Origin of the sequence: Providencia sp. PROV073, assembly GCF_033688125.1 — a bacterium.
Lineage (GTDB): Bacteria > Pseudomonadota > Gammaproteobacteria > Enterobacterales > Enterobacteriaceae > Providencia > Providencia hangzhouensis.
On sequence record NZ_CP096353.1, the window covers coordinates 1763199 to 1785626 of the forward strand.

Sequence of the window (22428 nt, forward strand, 5' to 3'; positions counted from 1 at the left end):
CTTTTAATTTATTTTCGGTACTCCCATCAATGAAAAAATGGTTACGCCGCACAGGCATTGCACTGGTTCTGTTGGTCATTATTTTGCCACTGGCTTTTCTAGCGGCTGATAAAATATGGCCGTTGCCGATTAAGCAAATTGAAATGGCTCGAACTGTGGTTGCTGCGGATGGCACACCATTGTGGCGCTTTGCAGACAAAGAAGGTATTTGGCGCTTTCCGGTTACACTCGATGAGGTTTCTCCTGATTTTATTGAAGCGTTATTAACGTATGAAGACCGCCATTTTTATCGCCATCCGGGGGTAAACCCGTTTTCGCTAGTTAGGGCCGCGGGGCAGTTTGTGAGTTCAGGGCGTATTGTGTCGGGCGGTAGTACCATTTCGATGCAAGTTGCACGGTTAATTGATCCCCATGAAAGAACATTGGGCGGTAAGCTGAAACAGCTTTGGCGTACGGCTCAGCTTGAGTATCACTACTCAAAAGATGAAATTTTAGAAATGTATTTAAACCGTGCTCCGTATGGTGGAACCATTGAAGGTATTGGAGCCGCTAGCTGGGTATATTTGAATAAGTCACCCGTAAAATTGACGGCGAGTGAAGCGGCTCTCTTTGCTGTTCTACCTCAAGCTCCTAGCCGTTTAAGGCCAGACCGTTATCCACAAAGGGCACAAGCCGCTCGTGATAAGGTGTTAGACAGGTTAGAGGAATACCAAGTTTGGAGCCCTGAAAAAGTTGCCGATATTAAACAAGAACAAATTTGGCTAGCACCGCGGAAGAATCCGCATTCTGCTCCTTTGCTTGCAAGGCGTGTGACTAAAAATACGCAAAACCCCATCATTGAAACCACTATCGACGCCAGTTTGCAAAGGCAACTGGAAGACATGGCAATGAATTGGAAAAACCAACTACCAAAACAAACTTCACTGGGGATTTTGGTGGTTGATCATACGGATATGGCAGTAAAAGCTTATATTGGCTCAATTGATTTCCAAGATGATAGCCGTTTTGGTCATGTGGACATGATTAGCGCTTGGCGCTCTCCAGGCTCAACGTTAAAACCTTTTTTATATGCATTAGCGATGGATGACGGGCTCATCCATGCGGAGTCGTTATTACAAGATGTACCGAGGCGCTTTAATGATTACCGTCCGGGGAACTTTGACAGTGGTTTTAATGGGCCAGTTAGTGTTAGTGATGCACTCGTTCGTTCATTAAATTTACCCGTGGTTCAGTTATTAGATGTGTATGGTAGTAAACGATTTACGGCTCAACTGCGTAATGTTGGGACTGAGTTGCGCTTTCCGTTAGGGAGTGAACCAAACTTGTCGCTGATTTTAGGCGGCACAGCCACACGGATGGAAGATTTGGTTTCCGCTTACAGCGCATTTGCGAGAAAAGGTAATGTGTCGCCGCTACGTTTTAAACCAACCGATAAAATTCGCGATAGAGCGCTGATGTCACCGGGAGCCGCGTGGATAGTGCGCCGTATTATGGGCGGGGAAGCACGCCCTGTTCCTGAGGCTAATTTATCAGGGCAACTTAATTTAGCATGGAAAACGGGAACCAGTTATGGTTATCGAGATGCGTGGGCGATTGGTGTTAATCCGCGTTATACCATCGGCGTTTGGGTCGGACGACCGGATGCAACGCCTGTTGCAGGGCAGCTAGGCTTTGCCACTGCTATCCCGATTATGAATCAAATCAATGGAATGTTACTGAGCAAAATTTACCTATCTCATGAACCGTTACCGAAAGATGTGAAGCCTGCCAGTGTTAGCCAAGCAGTGATTTGCTGGCCGGGAGGAACGGCATTACTGAAAGATGATAATAATTGCCGCCAAAGGCGCCTAAGTTGGATCTTGGATAATACGATCCCACCCACTTTAATGGCACGAGACCAAGAGTCACTCTTAGGGTTAAGACAAAAAATCTGGGTAAATAACAAAGGGCTACAAGTGGCGGCAGATTGCCCGAATGCACAGGAAAAAGAGGTACATTTATGGCCGATCACGGTGGAGTCATGGTTACCGAGTAGTGAAAAACGGGAAAATCGATTACCTAAAGCAGATTTAGCTTGCCCTCCATTGAAGTTAGAAACGCCGCCATTATTGATTTCCGGTATACGTGATGGTGAAGTATTACAGCGCTTGCCAGGAAAAACCAGTTTAGATTTGCGTTTAGTCACACAGGGTGGGCAGGGGCAGAAATGGTGGTTCTTAAATGGAGAACAGGTGAACACAACAGAGCAAAATGGTTCTATTTTGCTGACACTCGATAAAAGTGGAAACTACCAAATTTCAGTATTGGATTTAAGCGGCCAAGTGACGGCAATGAGTTTTAGAGTGAAGTAATAGATGAAAAACGTGACTTACCCGAAAAAATAGTGTTTTTTGCTATAAAAAGTTTAACAAAATGTTGTTGTGACTGTAGGAAATTGTAATCAGAGCCCCTATAATCATCGCCTTATTTTTCTTTTTCCTAGACATGGTTGCTTTTTAAGTTTAAAAGCCTAACAATAGAATTAGAAATAATATAAAAAACTACAACATGCCTATTTTAAGTTCTTGCATCCTAAGTTACAGGGAAGAATAAAGAATAAAGGCCTAATGAATCGCTAAGAGGTTATTTATGACTGTTCAACGTACATTTTCTATTATTAAACCAAACGCTGTGAAGAAAAACGTTATTGGTGCAATCTACAACCGTTTTGAAAGCGCGGGTTTCACAATCATCGCCGCTAAAATGATGCATTTAACTCGTGAGCAAGCTGAAGGCTTCTACGCTGAACACAAAGGCCGTCCTTTCTTTGAAGGTCTGGTTGAATTCATGACTTCAGGCCCTATCATGCTGCAAGTGTTAGAAGGTGAAAATGCAATCCAACGTCATCGTGACCTGATGGGCGCAACTAACCCAGATAACGCGTTAGCAGGTACTTTACGTGCAGACTACGCAGACAGCTTCACTGAAAACGCAACTCACGGTTCAGACTCTGAAGAATCTGCTGCTCGTGAAATCGCGTATTTCTTCACTGCTGATGAAATCTGCCCACGCTAAGACTTCTTTAACTAATGCATTAGCATTATTGTTATAAAGTTTGTACAATGCGACGCCCTGCTATGATTAGCGGGGCGATTATATTTTTAAGACTGCAAAAATTACGTCGTGCTATACTCATTACTAGCACTGCCGAAAGTGTAACAACGAGGCAATACACCATGTCTGATATGACGACAGATGCACAATGTGCAACTTCTTCTGCTATTTCTGTCACGCCAGAAAAAACGAATCAAAAAACCAATTTACTTGATTTAAACCGCAAGCAAATGCGTGAGTTCTTTGCCCAAATGGGTGAAAAACCGTTCCGCGCGGATCAGGTCATGAAATGGATCTATCATTATTGCTATGATGATTTTGACCAAATGACCGATATTAATAAAGTTCTTAGAGCAAAACTAAAAGAAGTCGCGGAAATCCGTGCACCGGAAGTCGCTGACGAACAGCGCTCATCAGATGGTACCATTAAGTGGGCTATCAAAGTGGGTGACCAACTGGTTGAAACTGTATATATCCCAGAAGCAGATCGTGCAACATTGTGTGTCTCTTCACAGGTTGGTTGTGCGCTGGAGTGTAAATTCTGTTCCACGGCGCAACAAGGCTTCAACCGTAACTTACGTGTTTCGGAAATCATTGGCCAGGTTTGGCGAGCTGCAAAAATTATTGGTTCACTGAAATCCAGTGGACGCCGTCCAATTACCAACGTTGTAATGATGGGAATGGGTGAACCATTACTGAATTTGAATAATGTCGTCCCTGCGATGGAAATTATGTTAGATGACTTCGGTTTTGGTTTATCTAAGCGCCGTGTCACGATTTCCACTTCCGGTGTTGTACCTGCACTGGACAAATTAGGGGATATGATTGATGTCGCGTTAGCGATTTCATTGCATGCGCCAACAGATGATATCCGCGATGATATCGTTCCAATTAATAAAAAATACAATATTGAAACCTTCCTCAACAGTGTGAATCGTTATTTAACGAAATCGAATGCCAATGCAGGACGAGTAACCGTTGAGTATGTGATGTTAGATCACGTGAACGATAGTGTTGAACAAGCTCATCAATTAGCGGAATGTTTAAAAAATACACCGAGCAAAATCAACTTAATTCCATGGAACCCGTTCCCTGGAGCGCCATACGGTAGAAGTTCGAATAGTCGTATTGACCGCTTTTGTAAAGTATTGATGGGATATGGTTTTACTACGATAGTACGCAAAACACGCGGTGATGATATAGATGCAGCTTGTGGGCAACTTGCTGGCGATGTGATCGACAGAACAAAACGAACGTTGAAAAAACGCTTAGCAGGGGAACCTATCAAGGTAAAAACAGTCTGATTTATAAATATGTTTGAATCAGTGAATTAAGTTATGGTTTAGGGCGTTTTAGAGTTAGGCAAAACGCCTTTGTTCACCTACAATAGTAGAAGCAATAAGAAAAATTTAATTGTTGTTTCAACATGATGATAAATTATTGACGAGTAAAGCTGCTCAATGCTTGCTTTATATATTTTTAACTTGGAAATAGTGTTGCCAGCAAATGACTATCGAAAATAATACCGAACAGACTACGACGACAGTAGGACAATTATTGACGCAAGCACGTGAGCGCATGGGGCTAACCCAAGATGTTGTTGCAGAGCGATTATGCCTTAAAATCAGTACGGTAAAAGAGATAGAACAAGATATTGCTCCCGCTGGTGTAGAACCGACGTTTTTACGTGGTTATATTCGCCTTTATGCACGCATGGTAGGTATACCAGAAAGCGAATTAAAAACGTATATGAAAACGGAAGAGCCCGTCACATTAGCCAAAGTTTCTCCTATGCAAAGCTATTCTTTAGGGAAAAAGCGTAAAAAGCGCGAAGGTTGGTTAATGAAACTGACTTGGTTGATTGTGATCGTCCTCATTGCAATGGTTGGTGTATGGTGGTGGCAAGATCATAACGCACAAAAAGATGAATTAGTTTCAATGGCAAATCAAAATGATTTGATTTTGTCTCAGCAAGATAACAGCACAACCCCCGTTGAATTGCCGGCTTCAACAGAGATAGTCTCAACGGATACAGCGCCTGTTACACAGGAAAATACACTTGAATTACAAGGCCAAGAGCCCGTATTAACGGCTGACTCTGTTACAGAGCCAGTTAGAACAATTCCATTACCGAATGCACCACAATCTTCAGTTGCATTAGACAGAACACAAAATACAGAAACGACTGAACCTGTTGCAGTGAGTAGCCAAGCTCTGGTCTTGAATTTTACTGGGCAGTGTTGGTTAGAAATTCGTGATGCGAATAATAAAATTTTATTCAGTGGTACCAAAAATAATGGGGATAAGCTGGAACTTGATGGTCCGCAACCTTATCGTCTGAACATTGGTGCGCCGGCGAATGTGACGGTACAGTTCCAAGGTAACGCTGTTGATTTAAGCCGTTTTATTAAAGCGAAACGTCCAGCAAAATTGAAGTTACCTGAAGCCTAAAAACAAATAGGCAAAAAGAAGCAAACTATATCCGAAAACATCTTTTTTGATAGGCTATGGTTTGCTTTCTTGTGTATAGTTGAGCGTATAAAAATAATCGTTAAAACTATACCACGGTAACAAAGAGTACTATAGGCACAAAAAGTACCACGGTAACAAAGAGCACATGGACGTTCGGAGAATTAAACCAAAATGCATAATGAATCACCGATAAAAAGACGTAAATCCACCCGTATTAATGTAGGTAGCGTACCCGTAGGCGATGGTGCTCCTATCGCTGTCCAGTCAATGACCAATACTCGTACAACTGATGTCGAAGCCACAGTTCGCCAAATAAAATCCCTTGAGCGCGTGGGTGTTGATATCGTGCGTGTTTCTGTTCCTACCATGGATGCTGCTGAAGCATTTAAATTGATTAAACAGCAAGTTAGCGTTCCACTGGTGGCTGATATCCATTTTGACTATCGTATTGCATTAAAAGTCGCAGAGTACGGTGTTGATTGCTTGCGTATTAACCCAGGTAATATTGGTAGTGAAGAAAGAATTCGCCAAGTTGTTGATTGTGCACGCCATTACAATATTCCTATTCGTATTGGGGTCAATGGCGGTTCCCTTGAAAAAGACATTCAAGAGAAGTACGGAGAACCAACACCTGAAGCCTTAGTTGAGTCGGCAATGCGCCATGTGGACATCTTAGATAGGCTGAATTTCGACCAATTCAAAGTCAGTGTAAAAGCTTCTGATGTATTTTTAGCTGTCGGCTCTTACCGTTTATTAGCAAATAAAATTGATCAACCTCTGCATTTAGGTATTACAGAGGCGGGTGGCGCACGTGCAGGATCCGTAAAATCGGCGATTGGCTTAGGAATGTTACTGTCTGAAGGTATCGGTGATACTCTGCGTATTTCTTTGGCTGCAGACCCTGTTGAAGAAGTTAAAGTCGGTTTTGATATTTTAAAATCACTGCGTATTCGTTCGCGTGGCATTAATTTTATTGCTTGTCCAACCTGCTCACGGCAAGAATTTGATGTGATAGGCACGGTGAATGAGTTAGAACAGCGCTTAGAAGATATCATTACGCCAATGGATGTGTCGATTATTGGTTGTGTGGTCAATGGCCCCGGTGAAGCGGAAGTTTCTACGCTAGGTGTTGCAGGCGCAAAAACCAAGAGTGGTTTCTATGAAGACGGTAAACGTCAAAAAGAGCGCTTTGATAATGACAACATCATCGACCAATTAGAGGCTAAAATTCGAGCAAAAGCAGCGATGATGGATGAAAGCAAGCGGATTGAAGTCAACTTAAAAGATTAATTTTGTGTATTCTAATGCCAAGCGACTCATAGAGTCGTTTGGCGTATTTAGAACAAACGCTATATCAATTATCCGCATTTTTTTCTAAAATCGGTCGCTCACCGTACAAATTAACAGATAAATCCCGATTAGTATCAGTAATTGGTGTTTGTTGATTGAACCAGATGATATTTCGCTCTTATAATCAAACTAATGTAATTCTGAAAATAGAGAAATAAAGTGGGAAAAAATATCCAAGCCATTCGCGGCATGAATGATTACTTGCCAGCTGACACGCGTGTATGGCAGAAAATCGAGGCAACATTAAAAAATATTTTACAGGGTTATGGTTTTAGTGAAATTCGTACCCCGATTGTAGAGCAGACCCCGCTATTTCGCAGAGCGATAGGTGAAGTGACGGATGTCGTTGAAAAAGAAATGTACACTTTCAATGACCGTAACGATGAAAGTCTGACATTACGCCCTGAAAATACCGCAGGTTGTGTACGTGCAGGTATTGAGCATGGTTTGCTGTACAATCAGGAACAGCGTTTGTGGTATTTAGGCCCAATGTTCCGTTATGAGCGCCCACAAAAAGGTCGTTATCGTCAATTTCACCAGTTAGGGGCTGAAGTTTTTGGTCTTGCAGGCCCTGATATCGATGCTGAAGTTATTTTAATGACAGCGCGCTGGTGGAAAGCGTTAGGAATTAGTGAGCATGTAACATTAGAGCTGAACTCGATTGGTTCATTAGAAGCGCGAGCTAATTACCGTGAGGCTTTAGTTGCTTTCTTAGAACAGCATAAAGATAAGCTGGATGAAGACTGCAAACGCCGGATGTACACAAATCCTTTACGTGTTTTGGACTCAAAAAATCAAGAAATTCAGGCTTTATTGAATGATGCACCTGAACTGTTTGATTACCTTGATGTCGAATCACGTGAGCACTTTGATGGCTTATGCAAGTTGTTAGAAGCTGCTGGGGTTCAATACCGCGTAAATCAACGTTTAGTTCGTGGTCTTGATTACTATAACCGCACTGTTTTTGAGTGGGTAACCACGGCGCTGGGTTCACAAGGCACTGTTTGTGCGGGTGGCCGTTATGATGGCCTAGTTGAACAATTAGGCGGTCGTGCAACACCTGCGGTTGGTTTTGCCATGGGTATGGAACGCATGGTGTTATTAGTCCAAGAAGTGAACCCTGAATTTACTGCGGATGCTTCAGTCGCTGACGTTTATCTCGCTTCTTTTGGCGAAAATAGCCAACAAGCAGCGATATTAGTGGCTGAAAAAGTCCGTGATGCACTACCAACACTACGGTTAATGACTAACCACGGTGGTGGTAACTTCAAGAAACAGTTAGCAAGAGCGGACAAACAAGGCGCTAAAATTGCACTGATCTTGGGGGAAGATGAAATTAAAAATAACCAAGTCACAGTGAAAGACTTACGTACTGGCGTACAAGAAACTATTTCGCAGCAACTTATGGCGTCACGCATCGCCGAATTATTAGGTTAAGGAGAGACAAGTGGAAGTCTATACAAACGAAAATGATCAAGTCGATGCGATTAAACGCTTTTTTGCGAATAATGGCGTGGCATTAGTTATTGGTCTCGTCATTGGCGTTGGCGGTGTATTTGGTTGGAACTACTGGCAGTCCCATAAAACCAATGTACTGCAAGAAAGTGCACAAAAATTTGAAACAGTAAACGCCCAATTACGTTCGGGTTCAGATCAGGCTATTGCTGCGGCGCAAAAATTTGCGGCTGAAACTGACGATGTATACAGTGCGATGATGGGTTTAGAGCTTGCGCAAATTGCAGTGGATAAAGGTGATTTAGCTAACGCACAAACTGCATTGACCAATGCATTAGCCAAAGCAAAAACTGTGGATATGCAAGATTTAATTAACTTGCGTTTAGCACGAGTACAATTGGCTCAAGGTAATGCTGATGGTGCGATAGCGTCAGTGGCAAATATTAAAAGTAAGTCATGGCAAGCAACGGCACAGGATGTCCGTGGCGATGCATTACTCCACAAGGGTGATAAAGCAGGCGCAAAAGCCGCTTACACTCAGGGGTTAGAAAGTGAAGGCTCTCAATCTATTAGAGGTATTTTGACTCTGAAGTTGAACAACGTATCTAATTCATAAGAAGAAAGGAAACGACAAACATGCAGTTGCGCAAAACACTTTTAGTTGGCCTAGTCGCTTCAGCTTTACTTGCCGGTTGTTCCAGCGAAACTGATTCTATTATTATGGCGCCACTTCCACAGGTTGAAAATCAATTCACCCCATCAATTGTTTGGGATAAATCTGTTGGAAATGGTGTTGAACAATTTTATTCTGAATTATCACCGGTTTGGGATGGCTCAGCCGTTTATGCAGCAGACCGCAAAGGTTTAGTTAAAGCCTTTGAACTCGACAGTGGTAAAGAACTATGGTCGGTAGATTTATCTAAACGAACGGGTTTTCTTTCTGCTAATTTATCTGCATTATTATCCGGTGGTTTAACCGTTGATGGCGACAAAATCTTTGTGGGTACTGAGCGTGGAACAGTTATCGCTCTTAACAAAGAAGATGGTCAAGTCGCTTGGGATGTCGAAGTTGCAGGTGAAGCCCTTTCTAAACCTGTAGTGAGTAATGACCTTGTTGTTATTCATACCAGTAATGGTCAACTGCAAGCTTTAGACGTCAATAGCGGGGAAATCAAGTGGACTGTTAACATGGATACCCCATCGTTGTCATTACGTGGTGAATCTGCTCCAGCAGTTGCCTTTGGTGCTGCGATTGTGGGGGGGGATAACGGTCGTGTCAGTGCAGTGTTATTGTCTCAAGGCCAATTAATTTGGCAGCAACGCATTTCGCAAGTGACCAGTTCGACAGAAATCGGCCGCTTAAACGATGTCGATATGACACCAATTATTGATGACGGCAAAGTGTATGCGATTGCTTATAATGGCACATTGGCAGCACTGGATATGCGTTCAGGTCAAATCCTATGGAAACGTGAACTGGGCTCAATCAATGATATGGTAATGTCAGGTGAAAACCTGTACCTCGTTGACCAAAGTGACCGCGTATTGTCTGTTCGTAAAAGCGATGGTGTGACACTGTGGACACAGGAAGACTTACTAAACCGCGGGTTATCTGCACCAGAAATGTATAATGGCTATCTTGTTGTCGGTGACAAAGAGGGTTATCTGCATTGGTTAGACATGAGTACGGGTGGGTTTGTTGCACAAAACAAACTAAACAGCTCTGGTATTCACAGTCGCCCAGTGGTTGCAAGTGATAAACTAATGGTTCAGACAAAAAACGGAACAGTTTACCTGTTAACACGTTAATTTTCTGACAAACCGCCAATTTATCGATAAAATCAACGGTTCCTGAACACAGGAGCCGTTTCGTTTTTTGTTTTCTGAGTTAAAGCCTCAGAATTCCTTTAGTTAATAAAAGTTGTGAGGCATCTAAGAATGATACCCGTCGTAGCGCTGGTAGGGCGTCCAAACGTAGGAAAATCCACGTTATTTAACCGTTTAACCCGTACCCGTGACGCATTAGTAGCGGACTTTCCCGGTCTGACTCGTGATCGCAAATATGGTCGTGCAGAAGTTGAAGGTCACGAATTCATTATTATCGACACGGGTGGTATCGATGGGACAGAGGAAGGCGTAGAAACGCACATGGCCGCACAGTCCTTGCAAGCAATTGAAGAGGCAGATATTGTTCTGTTTATGGTCGATGCAAGAGCAGGGCTAATGCCTGCGGATGAAGGCATTGCTAAACATCTTCGTAGCCGCAAGAAAAAAACTTATTTAGTGGCAAACAAAACAGATGGTATTGATGTCACAACAGCAATCGGGGATTTTTACTCTCTTGGTTTAGGGGAAATTCATCCGATCGCTGCATCACATGGCCGCGGTGTCACTCAGTTAATAGAACAATCGTTAAAACCTTTTGTTGCTGAAGATGAAGAAGAAGTCGAACTGACCGAAGAAGAAGAAAATGCGGCATATTGGGCAGAGTTAGAAGCTCAAGGTGAGCTTGATGAAGACGAAGAAGATGACTTCGATCCAACAACATTACCGATTAAATTAGCCATCGTTGGCCGTCCGAATGTCGGTAAATCGACATTAACCAACCGTATATTGGGTGAAGAAAGGGTTGTTGTGTTTGATATGCCAGGCACAACCCGTGACAGCATTTACATTCCAATGGAACGCGATGAGCGTGAATATATTCTAATTGACACGGCTGGTGTGCGTAAACGTGGTAAAGTTACTGAAACAGTCGAAAAATTCTCTGTAATTAAAACATTACAAGCGATTGAAGATGCGAACGTCGTATTATTAGTTATCGATGCACGCGAAGGTATCTCAGACCAAGATTTATCTTTACTTGGTTTTATCCTCAATGCAGGTCGTTCATTAGTTATTGCGGTTAATAAATGGGATGGTATGAAGCCCGAGGACCGCGAGCATGTGAAGGATATGCTTGAACTGCGTCTTGGTTTTGTTGATTTCGCACGAATTCACTTTATTTCTGCATTGCATGGCAGTGGCGTGGGTAACCTATTTGAATCAGTGCAAGAAGCTTATGAATCTGCAACTCGTCGAGTGGGAACGGCATTATTAACGCGCATCATGAAGATGGCAGAAGATGAGCACCAACCGCCGCTTATTCGTGGTCGTCGTGTTAAAATGAAATATGCCCATGCTGGGGGGCATAACCCACCGATTGTTGTGATCCATGGTAACCAAGTCTCTGATTTACCAGACAGCTACAAACGTTATTTGATGAATTACTTCCGTCGTTCATTACAAGTGATGGGAACGCCAATTCGAATTCTGTTTAAAGAGGGTGAAAACCCATATGCAGATAAGAAAAATAAGCTAACGCCAACTCAGTTACGTAAGCGTAAGCGTTTAATGCAGCATTTGAAAAAACGTTAGTTAATAAGGCACTAATGTAGGTTTAGTTGACCGTATTAAATGCATAAAGCCGTAACAAAACCATTATGTTACGGCTTTTTAATATTATTTAGATTGATACTTTAAGAATAAATATCGCCCTTACGTTATCAAAATATATCATGACGGACAGGGGGAAGAATTAAAGATTGAGGGAAATTATGGACACTCGTTCTTCTACACGTTTAAACAAATATATTAGTGAAAGTGGTATTTGCTCAAGACGTGAAGCTGACCGTTATATTGAGCAGGGTAATGTATTTATTAATGGTAAGCGTGCAGGAATAGGCGACCAAGTTTTTTCTGGTGATGTGGTAAAAGTTAATGGGCAATTAATTGAGCCGCGTAATGAAGAAGATTTAGTGTTAATCGCTCTGAATAAGCCAGTCGGTATTGTCAGTACGACAGAGAGTGGTGAAAAAGATAATATTGTTGATTATGTTAATCACAGTACCCGAATTTTCCCAATTGGCCGTTTAGATAAAGACTCTCAAGGGTTGATTTTCCTCACAAACCATGGGGATTTGGTGAATAAAATTTTACGGGCAGGAAATTCCCATGAAAAGGAATATTTAGTTACTGTCAATAAACCCGTTACAGATGAATTTATCCGTGGAATGGGTGCTGGAGTACCGATTCTTGGCACAATGACTAAAAAATGTAAGGTTAAGAAAGAAGCCCCATTTGTTTTTAGAATTACTCTTGTGCAAGGGTTAAACCGTCAAATTCGTCGCATGTGTGAACACTTTGGCTTTGAAGTCACTAAACTTGAACGCGTTCGCATCATGAATGTTAGGTTGACTGGTATTCCTGTCGGGGAGTGGCGAGACTTAACAGATGATGAATTAATTGAATTATTTGATATGATGGAAAAATCTGAGTCAGATATTAAACCGAAAAAAACACAGAAATCAGTTTCTGCTAATAAAGGTAATACAAAGCAAGCATCGCCAAGTAAACCCAAAGTAAAAACAGAAAACCCGACACGTAAAAAGTTTACACAACCAGGTAGAAAAAAGAAAAAACGTTAACGTGCAGGTTTAATGAATAAGGCTGAATAAAAGAGTTGATTAATGCTCTTTATTATCGGCCTTTGTATTTTACAGAAAAATTAATTTCAAATGGTTTAATGCTATCTAGCAATATATTTTTTTACAGGTTTACTATCAGCCCAACATCTAACCAACTCTGTTGTGTTTTTTGCGCAATATTATCATCAAACAGTTTCTTAGCTGCACGGATCGTGGCATCAGCAAATTCGATAAATGTCGCTTTTTTTGTCACTCTATTGTCAGACACTGCTTCCAGCCAAATTTTACCGGCGATATCCCACGTATAGCCACCAAGGCTCTTAGCTAATAGGTAAAAGGCTCTATTTGGAATGCCTGAATTAATATGTACGCCGCCATTATCAACAAAAATAGGTAAATCTTGATATTGAGACATATGGCCAACTTGTGGATCTCTGACCTCATCAGAAAGATAATAAGCGTCGCCTGGATTTATCATCGAACGTAGGGCAGGTGCATTTATTTGGTCAATAAATAAATTTTCTCCAAGTAGCCAATTAGAGGTATTGGCTGTTTCATTATTTAAATATTGTTTGACCATAATCCCAAGTACATCTGCGACAGACTCATTAAGAGCACCAGACTGGAAAGAATATCTAAAATTAGCTTTTGAACTAATAAAACCATGAGCAAGTTCGTGAGCAATTATATCAATGTCGTTATAGAATGGGCCAAAAACGATTCCATCCCCGTCACCAAAGAAAATAGCTTGAGAATTCCAAAATGCGTTAGCGTAGTTTGTTCCATAATGAATAACCGCATTAATATCAGCAGAACAGCCAAAAATTTGGTCAATATTTAATTTTTCCTTGAAAAAGGTACGAATAACACCAATTGAATTAAATACTTGCCCAGCGGGTTTTGATGGTGCTTGAGTGTCTTCTTCGCACATAATTACCGCATAGTCATCATGTGGCATATGACTATCTGGAGAAAGCCCTGAACGTTCACAAATTGGCAGGTCAGAATGCCAGTGATGTTTATGTGGAATAGGGCGCTGAGCATCACGAATAAAACGGTTATAGCGCTTTCCTGTCGTATCTATAGGGCAAGATGAAAGATTATTGCGATGAAATAATGCATCTTCATGTGAATAGGTTCGGCTCATAATATCATTGATATGAGTGAGCGTTGATTTTAAGTCAGTATGACCTGCTTTAGTCACTAAATTGGCTAATAAGCAAGGTGAGAGTAAAGAACGGCCTAAAATTTGATTCATATTATAACTCCATTCAGTTGGGTGAAATGGAATCATAATCTGTTGTGATAATTTTGTAACTAGTTGATATATAAGCTTTAAAATCAATTGCTGTTATTTTATATTAGAAAGGTAGAACGGTTATCTTTCTACCTTAATTTATAAACTAATGTTATTAATTATGGCGAAACCCACTCTTTATTTAGGATTAAAAATTCAGTATAGAGAGCAGCTTCTTGGCTATTAGGTTCAGGATGATAGTCGTATTCCCAGCGGACAAGTGGTGGCATTGACATTAAAATTGATTCTGTTCGGCCTCCACTTTGTAAGCCAAATAATGTACCTCTGTCCCATACCAAATTGAACTCCACATAACGGCCACGACGATATAATTGGAATTGACGCTCTCGTTCACCCCATGAATGATCTTTGCGTTTTTCAACAATCGGCACATAGGCATCTAAAAAGCCATTACCAACGGCTTGAGTGAAGTTAAAACAGGATTCAAAACCCCCTTGGTTAAGGTCATCATAAAATAGCCCACCGACACCACGAGGTTCATTTCTATGCTTCAGGAAAAAGTATTCATCACACCAATTTTTATATTTAGGATAAACATCAGTACCATAAGGGCGGCATAAATCACGAGCAACAGTGTGCCAGTGGATGACATCTTCATGAAAGCCATAAAAAGGGGTTAAATCAAAACCGCCACCAAACCACCAAACAGGCTCGCAACCTTCTTTTTCAGCAATAAAGAAACGGACATTAGCATGGGTTGTCGGAATGTAGGGATTCAGAGGGTGAATGACGAGAGAGACGCCCATTGCTTGATAGCTACGACCAGCAAGTTCAGGGCGATGGGCTGAAGCAGATGCAGGTAATTTTTCTCCTTTAATATGAGAGAAATTAACCCCAGCTTGTTCAAATAATGCCCCTTTGGTTAATACTCGGCTACGACCCCCACCACCTTCAGAGCGTTCCCATGTTTGTTCTAGAAAAGTTTCCTTACCATCTAGCTCAGTGATTTTTTGACAAATAGCCTCTTGCAAGCTTTGCAAATAGGTTTTTACACGTTCAATATCTGGGTAATTCATTGTTTTATAATAGAACCATAGGTAAAAAATAATGGTTAAAGTATACCCTTTTGCTCGAAGAAAGGCATATTGAATATTGATTGTGTGGCAAAAGCAGAGATAATGGCAGAAAGATTAGTTTAAGCAGGCAAATGAGATGGAAATACGAGTCTTTCGACAAAGTGATTATGAAGACGTCCTGACATTATGGGAGCGTTGTTCTCTTAATGAATTTTCAGGGGATCCTGAACTCGATATTGAACGCAAATTACAGTGTGGAGCAGACTTATTTCTAGTGGCTGAAGTTGCCGGGGAAGTCGTTGGTACTATTATGGGGGGGTATGATGGTATTCGTGGTACTGCTGTTTACCTTGCCGTTCACCCTGAATACCGTGGCCGTGGTATTGCGAATGCATTAGTAAGTAGACTAGAAAAAAAACTGATCGCCAGAGGTTGCGGAAGAATCGAGCTGTTAGTGAGTGAAGAATCTGATGCTGCTATCTGTATGTTTGAAAAAATGTTGTATGAAGAAGAACAACCTGAACGTTTAATTTATTCGAAAAAATTAACGCACGAAACGGATTTTTAAGTTAATTGACTATTTATTTAACTATTCATGGGAATGTTTTGATAAATAGATTGTCACAATATGCATTATGCGACTCATAAAAGAGGATGATATGTCCCAACATGCAAAGTTGAATAGAAATAATGGATTATCGCCGTTGTTGAAGGCTTCTCTACTCTGTGGAACAGTTCTGTTATCAGGGTGTGCGGGTGTGAAATTCTTTTCGCCATCGACTTGGTTTAGTGGCCCACTGGTGGTTTCTAGCTCAGGACTTGGTCAAGTGACTAGTTTTACACCAATGCAAGCGGATATCATTAAGAAACAACTTGATGACCGCTATACATTACGCAGCGGTATGCAAATGGAAAATGGGGATGTGGTCACAATTTTCCAAGGAATGGATGATAATGAAGTAAAATTAGAAATAGTTGGCCCAGAGCACGGCTATGTATCACGAATTATAGTGAGTGACCCCGATATTGCAACTGAATGGGGGCCAACAGTGGGTACTGAATTTAGTGAAATTTATCAAAAAGCATTCGGTATTTGCGGTCTAGGCGAGCGAGTCAATGACGTTCCAACCATTGAATGTAATTCACCGCAATCAAGTAAAGTGGTTTACCGTTTTACAGGTAAATGGCAAGGGCCAGAAGATTTAATGCCTTCAGATGATGACCTGAAAACATGGAAAATCTCGCAAATTATTTGGCATAAATAATCTCATTTCGTTAATAATATCGTCAGGGCTATCTATACTGGCGATATCTTTCCATTAGTGTTTCTTTTTCCTTGTTTTCAAAGAAATTTACCCTTTCTTAAATTTTCTTTCTTATAATAGACCGGAAACCTATATTCCCTTGCGTTAAAACAAGGTGAACATCATAGCGATAAGATAAGATATTAAAATCGCTTATATAAAAAATAGGTTATATAACATATTCATTTTACGAGGTTTACCGTATGTCTCATTCTCAAAGTGGTATTTTGAAAGAACATAGCCGTTTTGGTATTTTTATTGAAGCGCAAGTGCAAGAGGGATCTCTGGATGAAGTTAAGTCTGGATGTAAAAGCTTTGTCGAGGCTTTAACCAAATTACAAGCGCAATACCCAGATGATCGCCTTGGTGCAGTTATCGCGTTTGGCTCTGATATCTGGAAACAGCTCGGTAAGGCAAATACTGCTCCTGAATTGAAACCATTTCGCACTCTGGGTAAAGGGCTTGCTCCCGCCACTCAACGGGATATGTTTATTCATATTCAATCACTGCGCCACGATATTAATTTTTCTTTAGCACAAGCTGCTTTAAAAGCATTTGGTAAATCTATCTCTGTGGTTGAAGAAATTCATGGATTTCGTTGGGTAGATGACAGAGATTTAAGTGGTTTTATTGATGGAACAGAGAACCCGCAAGGGGAAGAAATTGCAGAGGTCACATTAATCGAAGACGGTGAAGATAAAGGCGGAAGCTATGTTTTAGTCCAACGCTATGAACACGATTTACGAAAATGGGATCGTTTTTCGGAACATGAACAAGAAAAAATGATTGGCCGTACGAAAAAAGATAGCGTTGAATTAGATGAAGATGCGCGCAATGTCACCTCTCATGTCTCACGCGTGGTGATAGAAGAAGAGGGTGAAGAGCTTTCAGTTATGCGTCACAGCTTGCCATATGGTACAGCAAGCGGCAAACATGGCTTATTCTTTATCGCTTATTGTGCAAGGTTACACAATATTGAACAGCAGTTACTCAGCATGTTTGGTGAAAAAGACGGCAAATACGATGATTTGCTGCGTATGACGAAAGCCGTTTCGGGGAGTTATTACTATGCTCCGTCGATTGAGACATTGACGTCTCTTTGATCAATAAGTTGCCGCAAGGATGCGGCGATTGATAATTATTTATGTAATCTATTATTTTCAATGTATTAATCGGTTTTTTTTAATTCTTTACGAGTTGCAGCAGCAATAAAACCACTACGGCTACCATATTCAGGATTAACCTTCACTAAAGCATCAATACGATGTAATAAACGATGCGGCAAGGTGATATTAATACGCTCAGTACGGCCATCGTATTTATCCATATCGACATCCACAAATAACCATATCCCATGCGCATATTCAGGTTGTATTGGGTTCAATAGCGTTTGCTGAGATTTCGATAATGGGATCTCGAAGCCTTTTTCACTCAATAATTCAAAATGAGCATCAATTGCTGATTTTGCTTCTGCGTAAGCCTCTTCTATATTGCTGCCCGCGAATGTACATCCTTCAATATCAGGAAACCAGCCACTTGCGCTGCCATCATCATCAATTTCAATAAAGGCGGTATAAAGCATTAGGTTATCTCCATTAAAGATAGCGCTCATGCGTGAACGCTTTTCTTATTTAATGTTTTAGTTTCGCAGCCTTCAAAATGTGATTTAGTGTGCCTATCTTTAAATCTTTTTGTGGATGCGGAACAGTAATTACAATTGAAAAATGTGGGTGGGAAAACTGATGGTGACTTCCTTTTATTCTTTCAAGTTTCCAACCGTTTTTTTGCCGTATGTTTATCAGTTCCGAACTTTGCACGATCCCTCCATTTCGTTAACTGATATACACATAATACACACTCTGAAGAGTGCTTACAATATTTAAAGTGTGTGTTATGTGTATAAAAAAGAGAGAGGGGGAAAATGTTTAAGGTGTCTTTGCTTCGCTAAACTTAAAAATGAAACGCATTCATATCACTAACTAATTAAAAAATCAGTTAATTTTCCTGCTTATGACGTTCATTTCTTTGTTATTCTAATTTGATATATAAAAAGGTGATTGATAGCTACACAGTTATAACCAAAACATATACAGTGGTTCCAATGTCAGTCATTTGGGTTTAGTTACGAATAGGTGTGGAATGAAAAAATCATTTTTGAAAAAAACAGCACTAGCGAGTTTGGCAACGGTATCATTACTCGGAAGCTCACCATTAGTTGCAGCTGAACTGCTTAATAGCTCTTATGATATTGCCCGTGAATTATTTGTGGCGTTGAACCCTTCATTTGAAAAACAATGGAATGAAGCCCACCCTGACGACAAACTCACAATTAAACAATCACACGCCGGCTCATCAAAGCAAGCTCTGGCTATTTTACAAGGGCTGAAAGCGGATGTGGTGACCTATAACCAAGTCACGGACGTGCAAATTTTGCATGACAAAGGGAATTTGATCCCTGCAGACTGGCAAGCTCGCTTACCAAATAATAGCTCGCCTTATTATTCAACAATGGCGTTTTTAGTTCGTAAAGGAAACCCTAAAGGGATTAAAACGTGGGATGATTTAGTCCGTGAAGATGTTAAATTAATCTTCCCGAACCCAAAAACTTCAGGAAATGGCCGTTATACCTACCTTGCGGCATGGGGCGCTTTTAATCAAGAAAATAAAGATGATAAAGCAAAAACCCGTGAGCAAATGAAACAGTTTCTGAAAAATGTAGAAGTATTTGATACCGGTGGGCGTGGCGCGACGACGTCATTTATTGAACGGGGGCTCGGTGACGTCCTTATTAGTTTTGAATCAGAAGTGAATAATATTCGCTCTCAGTATGGTGAATCAGACTACGAAGTTATTGTACCGCCGGTGGATATCTTAGCGGAGTTTCCCGTCGCTTGGGTCGATAAAAATGTACAAAAAAATGGTACTGAAGATGTCGCTAAAGCTTACTTAAATTATCTCTATAGCCCACAGGCCCAAGAAATCATCACTCAGTACAATTACCGAGTGAATGACAAAGCGGTGATGAGTGCGAATAAGGATAAATTCCCAGAAACTCAGTTGTTTACGGTTGAATCACAATTTGAGAGCTGGCCAAAAGTAATGGACGTTCATTTTGCCACCGGTGGGGAATTTGACCAATTAATGGCTGAAGGGCGCCGTTAATGAATCGTTCAGGAAAGCGTTTTTTGCCAGGCTTTGGGCTAACGCTAGGTAGCAGCCTTTTTTATACCTGCTTGATTTTGCTATTACCCATGAGCGCTTTGGTGATCCAATTATCGGAAATGACATGGCAGCAATATTGGGCTGTCATTAGTTACCCGCAAGTGGTTGCCGCGTACAAAGTGACGTTACTGTCTGCATTAGTCGCAAGTTTGTTTAATGCGGTGTTTGGCATGTTATTAGCGTGGATTTTAACGCGTTATCGCTTTCCTGGGCGTTTGTTTTTAGATGGTTTAGTAGATTTACCCTTTGCATTACCTACTGCGGTAGCGGGGCTGACATTGGCAACCCTGTTTGCAACCTCGGGCTGGTATGGGCAATATCTGCACCAGTTTGATATTAAAGTCGTCAATACTTGGCTGGGAATTGCGGTTGCGATGGCTTTTACCAGTATTCCGTTTGTTGTTCGTACGGTTCAACCTGTGTTGGAAGAGCTAGGCCCTGAATACGAAGAAGCTGCTCAAACCCTAGGTGCGAGCCGTTGGCAAACCTTTCGTCGAGTGATACTACCAGAGCTTTCACCGGCCTTATTAGCCGGAACGGTTTTGTCCTTTACACGGAGTTTAGGCGAGTTTGGTGCCATTATATTTATTGCGGGTAATATTGCGTGGCAAACCGAAGTTGTCTCATTAATGATTTTTAGTCAGCTACAGCAATTTGATTACCCGGCAGCCAGTGCTGTGGCTTCAGTTATTTTAGCGGTTTCATTGTTACTTCTATTTAGTGTTAATTTAGTGCAAAGCCGCTTTGGTAAACGGTTGGGGGGCAAGTAATGGCGCAAATTACACCAATTCACACTACTAGCCGTACCCAAATTAACTGGGGGAAATGGCTACTAATTGCGATAGGTTTATTGTTTTCGTTTTTACTATTAGTGATTCCAATTGTTTGGATATTTATTACTGCATTTCAAAAAGGGTTAGATGCCGTTTTACTGAATTTGGCAGACCCAGATATGCTACACGCTATTGGTTTAACAGTATTAATTGCTTTAATTACCGTTCCTGTAAATTTAGTTTTTGGCACCATGATGGCGTGGTTAGTGACACGGTTTCAATTTCCTGGTCGCCAATTATTACTCACCTTGGTAGATATCCCGTTTGCGGTTTCACCTGTTGTTGCGGGTTTGCTGTACTTACTTTTTTATGGCTCGAACAGCTGGTTTGGTGGGTGGCTTGAAGGTTTTGATATCCAGCTAATGTTTTCATGGCCAGGTATGGCGTTAGTGACCATTTTTGTAACGTGTCCATTTGTCGTACGTGAGTTAGTGCCCTTGATGTTAAGCCAAGGTAGCCAAGAAGATGAAGCCGCGGTGTTACTGGGAGCGTCAGGATGGAAGATGTTTTGGCGTGTGACATTGCCCAATATCCGCTGGGCATTATTGTATGGCGTGGTTTTAACTAACGCCCGTGCAATCGGTGAATTTGGTGCGGTTTCGGTGGTTTCAGGAGCTATTCGTGGTGAAACATACACCTTGCCATTGCAAGTTGAATTATTGCATCAGGATTATAATACAGTAGGGGCGTTTACGGCCGCAGGGATCTTAGCACTGCTGGCAATTATCACCTTAATACTTAAAAGCGCATTGCAGTGGCATTTAAGTCGCCAGCAATCTGAATCAGGAGTCCATTAATCATGAGTATTGAAATTGAAAAAATCGGTAAGTTATTTGGTAAAACCCAAGTACTCAGCGATATTTCACTGGATATTGCATCGGGTGAAATGGTTGCCTTATTAGGGCCTTCCGGTTCAGGAAAAACAACCTTATTGCGGATTATTGCTGGGCTTGAACAACAAAGTCAGGGGTTATTGCGCTTTCATGGTCACGATGTTAGTAAAATCCATGCGAAAGATAGGCGTGTTGGCTTTGTATTTCAACACTATGCACTATTTCGCCACATGACAGTGTTTGATAATGTGGCATTTGGTTTAACGGTTTTACCCAGAAAGCAGCGCCCATCAGCTCAGGCTATTAAAGATAAAGTAACAAAATTGCTGGAAATGGTTCAACTCGCCCATCTGGCTTCACGTTACCCCGCGCAACTTTCAGGGGGGCAAAAACAGCGAGTGGCACTGGCAAGGGCTTTAGCCGTTGATCCACAAATTTTATTATTAGATGAACCTTTTGGTGCGCTTGACGCACAAGTGCGTATTGAATTACGCCGTTGGTTACGTCAATTACATGATGAATTAAAATTTACCAGTGTTTTTGTGACTCATGACCAAGAAGAAGCCATGGAAGTTGCAGACAGAGTGGTGGTGATGAGCCAAGGTCATATTGAGCAAGTTGGCACACCGAGCGATATTTGGCAGCGCCCAGAAACCCGTTTTGTGCTTGAATTCATGGGGGAAGTGAACCAAATTTCTGCCCACATCAAAGGTTCAACATTAAATATAGATGGCTATGAATTCCCCCTTAACCATACCAGTGTTCAACAAGGTGAAGTCGACGTATTTTTACGTCCCTGGGATATCTCATTACAAGCTGAAGTGGATGAACAGCACCGTTTACCTGTTAGAATTACGGAATCGGGGCCAAGAGGGCATTTTTGGCAATTAACCGTTCAACCATTAGGTTGGGGGAAAGAGCCTTTGTCAGTGATTTGGCAGTCCGAAAAAACGATACCAACGCGAGGTGAACGTTACTTTTTAGGTAGCCAGCAGGCAAAGATCTATCAAGGAGATCAGGCGTTAATTTTCCCACAACTTGCTGAAAGTGCATGAATATAAAACTC

General features: G+C 41.4%; 21 protein-coding genes. 17 read left to right on the forward strand and 4 right to left on the reverse strand.

Translation table 11 applies throughout. The features are described from left to right. Window positions 1-29: 29 nt before the first annotated feature. From pbpC to rluF, 10 genes are all read left to right on the forward strand, one after another. Window positions 30-2351, forward strand: a complete 2322-nt coding sequence (pbpC, locus tag M1F17_RS07795; RefSeq protein ID WP_318837349.1) for a peptidoglycan glycosyltransferase PbpC — start codon at window positions 30-32, stop codon at window positions 2349-2351. 277 nt (window positions 2352-2628) lie between these two features. Beyond that, entirely contained in the window at window positions 2629-3054 is a 426-nt protein-coding gene (ndk, locus tag M1F17_RS07800; protein ID WP_004264899.1) for a nucleoside-diphosphate kinase, read from the forward strand. Between the two features lie 161 nt (window positions 3055-3215). Continuing rightward, window positions 3216-4397 carry a bifunctional tRNA (adenosine(37)-C2)-methyltransferase TrmG/ribosomal RNA large subunit methyltransferase RlmN gene (locus M1F17_RS07805; RefSeq protein ID WP_004912645.1) on the forward strand — a complete coding sequence of 394 codons (1182 nt, stop codon included), beginning with the start codon at window positions 3216-3218 and terminating at the stop codon, window positions 4395-4397. A 202-nt stretch (window positions 4398-4599) separates the two neighbouring features. Next, window positions 4600-5544 (forward strand): cytoskeleton protein RodZ, encoded by a 945-nt coding sequence (gene rodZ, locus M1F17_RS07810; protein ID WP_110591955.1) that lies wholly within the window; start codon window positions 4600-4602, stop codon window positions 5542-5544. Window positions 5545-5736: 192 nt separating this feature from the next. Beyond that, on the forward strand, window positions 5737-6855 hold the full coding sequence (gene ispG, locus M1F17_RS07815; protein WP_004264895.1) for a flavodoxin-dependent (E)-4-hydroxy-3-methylbut-2-enyl-diphosphate synthase: 1119 nt from the start codon (window positions 5737-5739) through the stop codon (window positions 6853-6855). 219 nt (window positions 6856-7074) lie between these two features. After that, the gene (gene hisS, locus M1F17_RS07820) at window positions 7075-8352 is read left to right on the forward strand and encodes a histidine--tRNA ligase (protein ID WP_004264894.1); all 1278 of its coding nucleotides are present in this window, start codon (window positions 7075-7077) and stop codon (window positions 8350-8352) included. A gap of 10 nt (window positions 8353-8362) precedes the next feature. Further along, the gene (locus tag M1F17_RS07825) at window positions 8363-8986 is read left to right on the forward strand and encodes a YfgM family protein (RefSeq protein ID WP_004264893.1); all 624 of its coding nucleotides are present in this window, start codon (window positions 8363-8365) and stop codon (window positions 8984-8986) included. A 20-nt stretch (window positions 8987-9006) separates the two neighbouring features. Beyond that, window positions 9007-10179: an outer membrane protein assembly factor BamB gene (gene bamB / locus M1F17_RS07830; protein ID WP_094961718.1), complete on the forward strand. Its 1173-nt coding sequence runs from the start codon at window positions 9007-9009 to the stop codon at window positions 10177-10179. A gap of 129 nt (window positions 10180-10308) precedes the next feature. Continuing rightward, complete coding sequence (gene der / locus M1F17_RS07835; protein ID WP_094961719.1) at window positions 10309-11787, forward strand: ribosome biogenesis GTPase Der; 1479 nt, start codon at window positions 10309-10311, stop codon at window positions 11785-11787. Window positions 11788-11966: 179 nt separating this feature from the next. Then, window positions 11967-12836 carry a 23S rRNA pseudouridine(2604) synthase RluF gene (rluF, locus tag M1F17_RS07840; protein ID WP_094961720.1) on the forward strand — a complete coding sequence of 290 codons (870 nt, stop codon included), beginning with the start codon at window positions 11967-11969 and terminating at the stop codon, window positions 12834-12836. 121 nt (window positions 12837-12957) lie between these two features. Here the strand turns inward: rluF and M1F17_RS07845 are convergent, their stop codons facing one another. Next, complete coding sequence (locus tag M1F17_RS07845; protein ID WP_164455470.1) at window positions 12958-14094, reverse strand: M4 family metallopeptidase; 1137 nt, start codon at window positions 14092-14094, stop codon at window positions 12958-12960. A gap of 158 nt (window positions 14095-14252) precedes the next feature. Further along, window positions 14253-15170, reverse strand: coding sequence for an oxygen-dependent coproporphyrinogen oxidase (gene hemF / locus M1F17_RS07850; RefSeq protein ID WP_004264888.1), 918 nt, complete (start codon window positions 15168-15170; stop codon window positions 14253-14255). Between the two features lie 136 nt (window positions 15171-15306). Here hemF and M1F17_RS07855 point away from each other — a divergent pair, with 136 nt between their 5' ends. The 3 genes from M1F17_RS07855 to M1F17_RS07865 all read left to right on the forward strand — a co-directional run bounded on the left by M1F17_RS07855 (window position 15307) and on the right by M1F17_RS07865 (window position 17577). Further along, a complete protein-coding gene (locus M1F17_RS07855) occupies window positions 15307-15738 on the forward strand; it encodes a GNAT family acetyltransferase (RefSeq protein WP_004264887.1) in 432 nt (143 codons plus the stop codon). A gap of 91 nt (window positions 15739-15829) precedes the next feature. After that, on the forward strand, window positions 15830-16435 hold the full coding sequence (locus M1F17_RS07860) for an RpoE-regulated lipoprotein (RefSeq protein ID WP_050763802.1): 606 nt from the start codon (window positions 15830-15832) through the stop codon (window positions 16433-16435). A 242-nt stretch (window positions 16436-16677) separates the two neighbouring features. After that, window positions 16678-17577 carry a Dyp-type peroxidase gene (locus tag M1F17_RS07865; protein ID WP_094961722.1) on the forward strand — a complete coding sequence of 300 codons (900 nt, stop codon included), beginning with the start codon at window positions 16678-16680 and terminating at the stop codon, window positions 17575-17577. A 65-nt stretch (window positions 17578-17642) separates the two neighbouring features. Here M1F17_RS07865 and M1F17_RS07870 read toward each other — a convergent pair whose 3' ends face one another. Then, complete coding sequence (locus tag M1F17_RS07870; protein ID WP_318837430.1) at window positions 17643-18056, reverse strand: type II toxin-antitoxin system HicB family antitoxin; 414 nt, start codon at window positions 18054-18056, stop codon at window positions 17643-17645. A gap of 49 nt (window positions 18057-18105) precedes the next feature. Then, window positions 18106-18291 (reverse strand): type II toxin-antitoxin system HicA family toxin, encoded by a 186-nt coding sequence (locus tag M1F17_RS07875; RefSeq protein WP_318837350.1) that lies wholly within the window; start codon window positions 18289-18291, stop codon window positions 18106-18108. A gap of 322 nt (window positions 18292-18613) precedes the next feature. Between M1F17_RS07875 and M1F17_RS07880 the strand changes: the two genes are divergently transcribed. From M1F17_RS07880 to cysA, 4 genes are read left to right on the forward strand one after another with little or no spacing between them, the layout of a single operon-like run. Further along, window positions 18614-19636, forward strand: coding sequence for a sulfate ABC transporter substrate-binding protein (locus M1F17_RS07880; RefSeq protein WP_094961725.1), 1023 nt, complete (start codon window positions 18614-18616; stop codon window positions 19634-19636). Then, on the forward strand, window positions 19636-20466 hold the full coding sequence (cysT, locus tag M1F17_RS07885) for a sulfate/thiosulfate ABC transporter permease CysT (protein ID WP_004264883.1): 831 nt from the start codon (window positions 19636-19638) through the stop codon (window positions 20464-20466). Before M1F17_RS07880 ends, cysT begins: the two co-directional genes overlap by 1 nt. Continuing rightward, window positions 20466-21326: a sulfate/thiosulfate ABC transporter permease CysW gene (cysW, locus tag M1F17_RS07890; RefSeq protein ID WP_004264881.1), complete on the forward strand. Its 861-nt coding sequence runs from the start codon at window positions 20466-20468 to the stop codon at window positions 21324-21326. Before cysT ends, cysW begins: the two co-directional genes overlap by 1 nt. A 2-nt stretch (window positions 21327-21328) precedes the next feature. Beyond that, complete coding sequence (cysA, locus tag M1F17_RS07895; RefSeq protein ID WP_206277523.1) at window positions 21329-22417, forward strand: sulfate/thiosulfate ABC transporter ATP-binding protein CysA; 1089 nt, start codon at window positions 21329-21331, stop codon at window positions 22415-22417. Window positions 22418-22428 lie beyond the last annotated feature (11 nt).

Excerpts from the sequence above, each read along its gene's own strand:
- pbpC (WP_318837349.1), top strand. The coding sequence starts at position 30 with ATGAAAAAATGGTTACGCCGCACAGGCATTGCACTGGTTCTGTTGGTC.
- ndk (WP_004264899.1), top strand. The coding sequence starts at position 2,629 with ATGACTGTTCAACGTACATTTTCTATTATTAAACCAAACGCTGTGAAG.
- M1F17_RS07805 (WP_004912645.1), top strand. The coding sequence starts at position 3,216 with ATGTCTGATATGACGACAGATGCACAATGTGCAACTTCTTCTGCTATT.
- rodZ (WP_110591955.1), top strand. The coding sequence starts at position 4,600 with ATGACTATCGAAAATAATACCGAACAGACTACGACGACAGTAGGACAA.
- ispG (WP_004264895.1), top strand. The coding sequence starts at position 5,737 with ATGCATAATGAATCACCGATAAAAAGACGTAAATCCACCCGTATTAAT.
- bamB (WP_094961718.1), top strand. The coding sequence starts at position 9,007 with ATGCAGTTGCGCAAAACACTTTTAGTTGGCCTAGTCGCTTCAGCTTTA.
- der (WP_094961719.1), top strand. The coding sequence starts at position 10,309 with ATGATACCCGTCGTAGCGCTGGTAGGGCGTCCAAACGTAGGAAAATCC.
- rluF (WP_094961720.1), top strand. The coding sequence starts at position 11,967 with ATGGACACTCGTTCTTCTACACGTTTAAACAAATATATTAGTGAAAGT.
- M1F17_RS07845 (WP_164455470.1), bottom strand. The coding sequence starts at position 14,094 with ATGAATCAAATTTTAGGCCGTTCTTTACTCTCACCTTGCTTATTAGCC.
- hemF (WP_004264888.1), bottom strand. The coding sequence starts at position 15,170 with ATGAATTACCCAGATATTGAACGTGTAAAAACCTATTTGCAAAGCTTG.
- M1F17_RS07855 (WP_004264887.1), top strand. The coding sequence starts at position 15,307 with ATGGAAATACGAGTCTTTCGACAAAGTGATTATGAAGACGTCCTGACA.
- M1F17_RS07860 (WP_050763802.1), top strand. The coding sequence starts at position 15,830 with ATGTCCCAACATGCAAAGTTGAATAGAAATAATGGATTATCGCCGTTG.
- M1F17_RS07865 (WP_094961722.1), top strand. The coding sequence starts at position 16,678 with ATGTCTCATTCTCAAAGTGGTATTTTGAAAGAACATAGCCGTTTTGGT.
- M1F17_RS07870 (WP_318837430.1), bottom strand. The coding sequence starts at position 18,056 with ATGCTTTATACCGCCTTTATTGAAATTGATGATGATGGCAGCGCAAGT.
- M1F17_RS07880 (WP_094961725.1), top strand. The coding sequence starts at position 18,614 with ATGAAAAAATCATTTTTGAAAAAAACAGCACTAGCGAGTTTGGCAACG.
- cysT (WP_004264883.1), top strand. The coding sequence starts at position 19,636 with ATGAATCGTTCAGGAAAGCGTTTTTTGCCAGGCTTTGGGCTAACGCTA.
- cysW (WP_004264881.1), top strand. The coding sequence starts at position 20,466 with ATGGCGCAAATTACACCAATTCACACTACTAGCCGTACCCAAATTAAC.
- cysA (WP_206277523.1), top strand. The coding sequence starts at position 21,329 with ATGAGTATTGAAATTGAAAAAATCGGTAAGTTATTTGGTAAAACCCAA.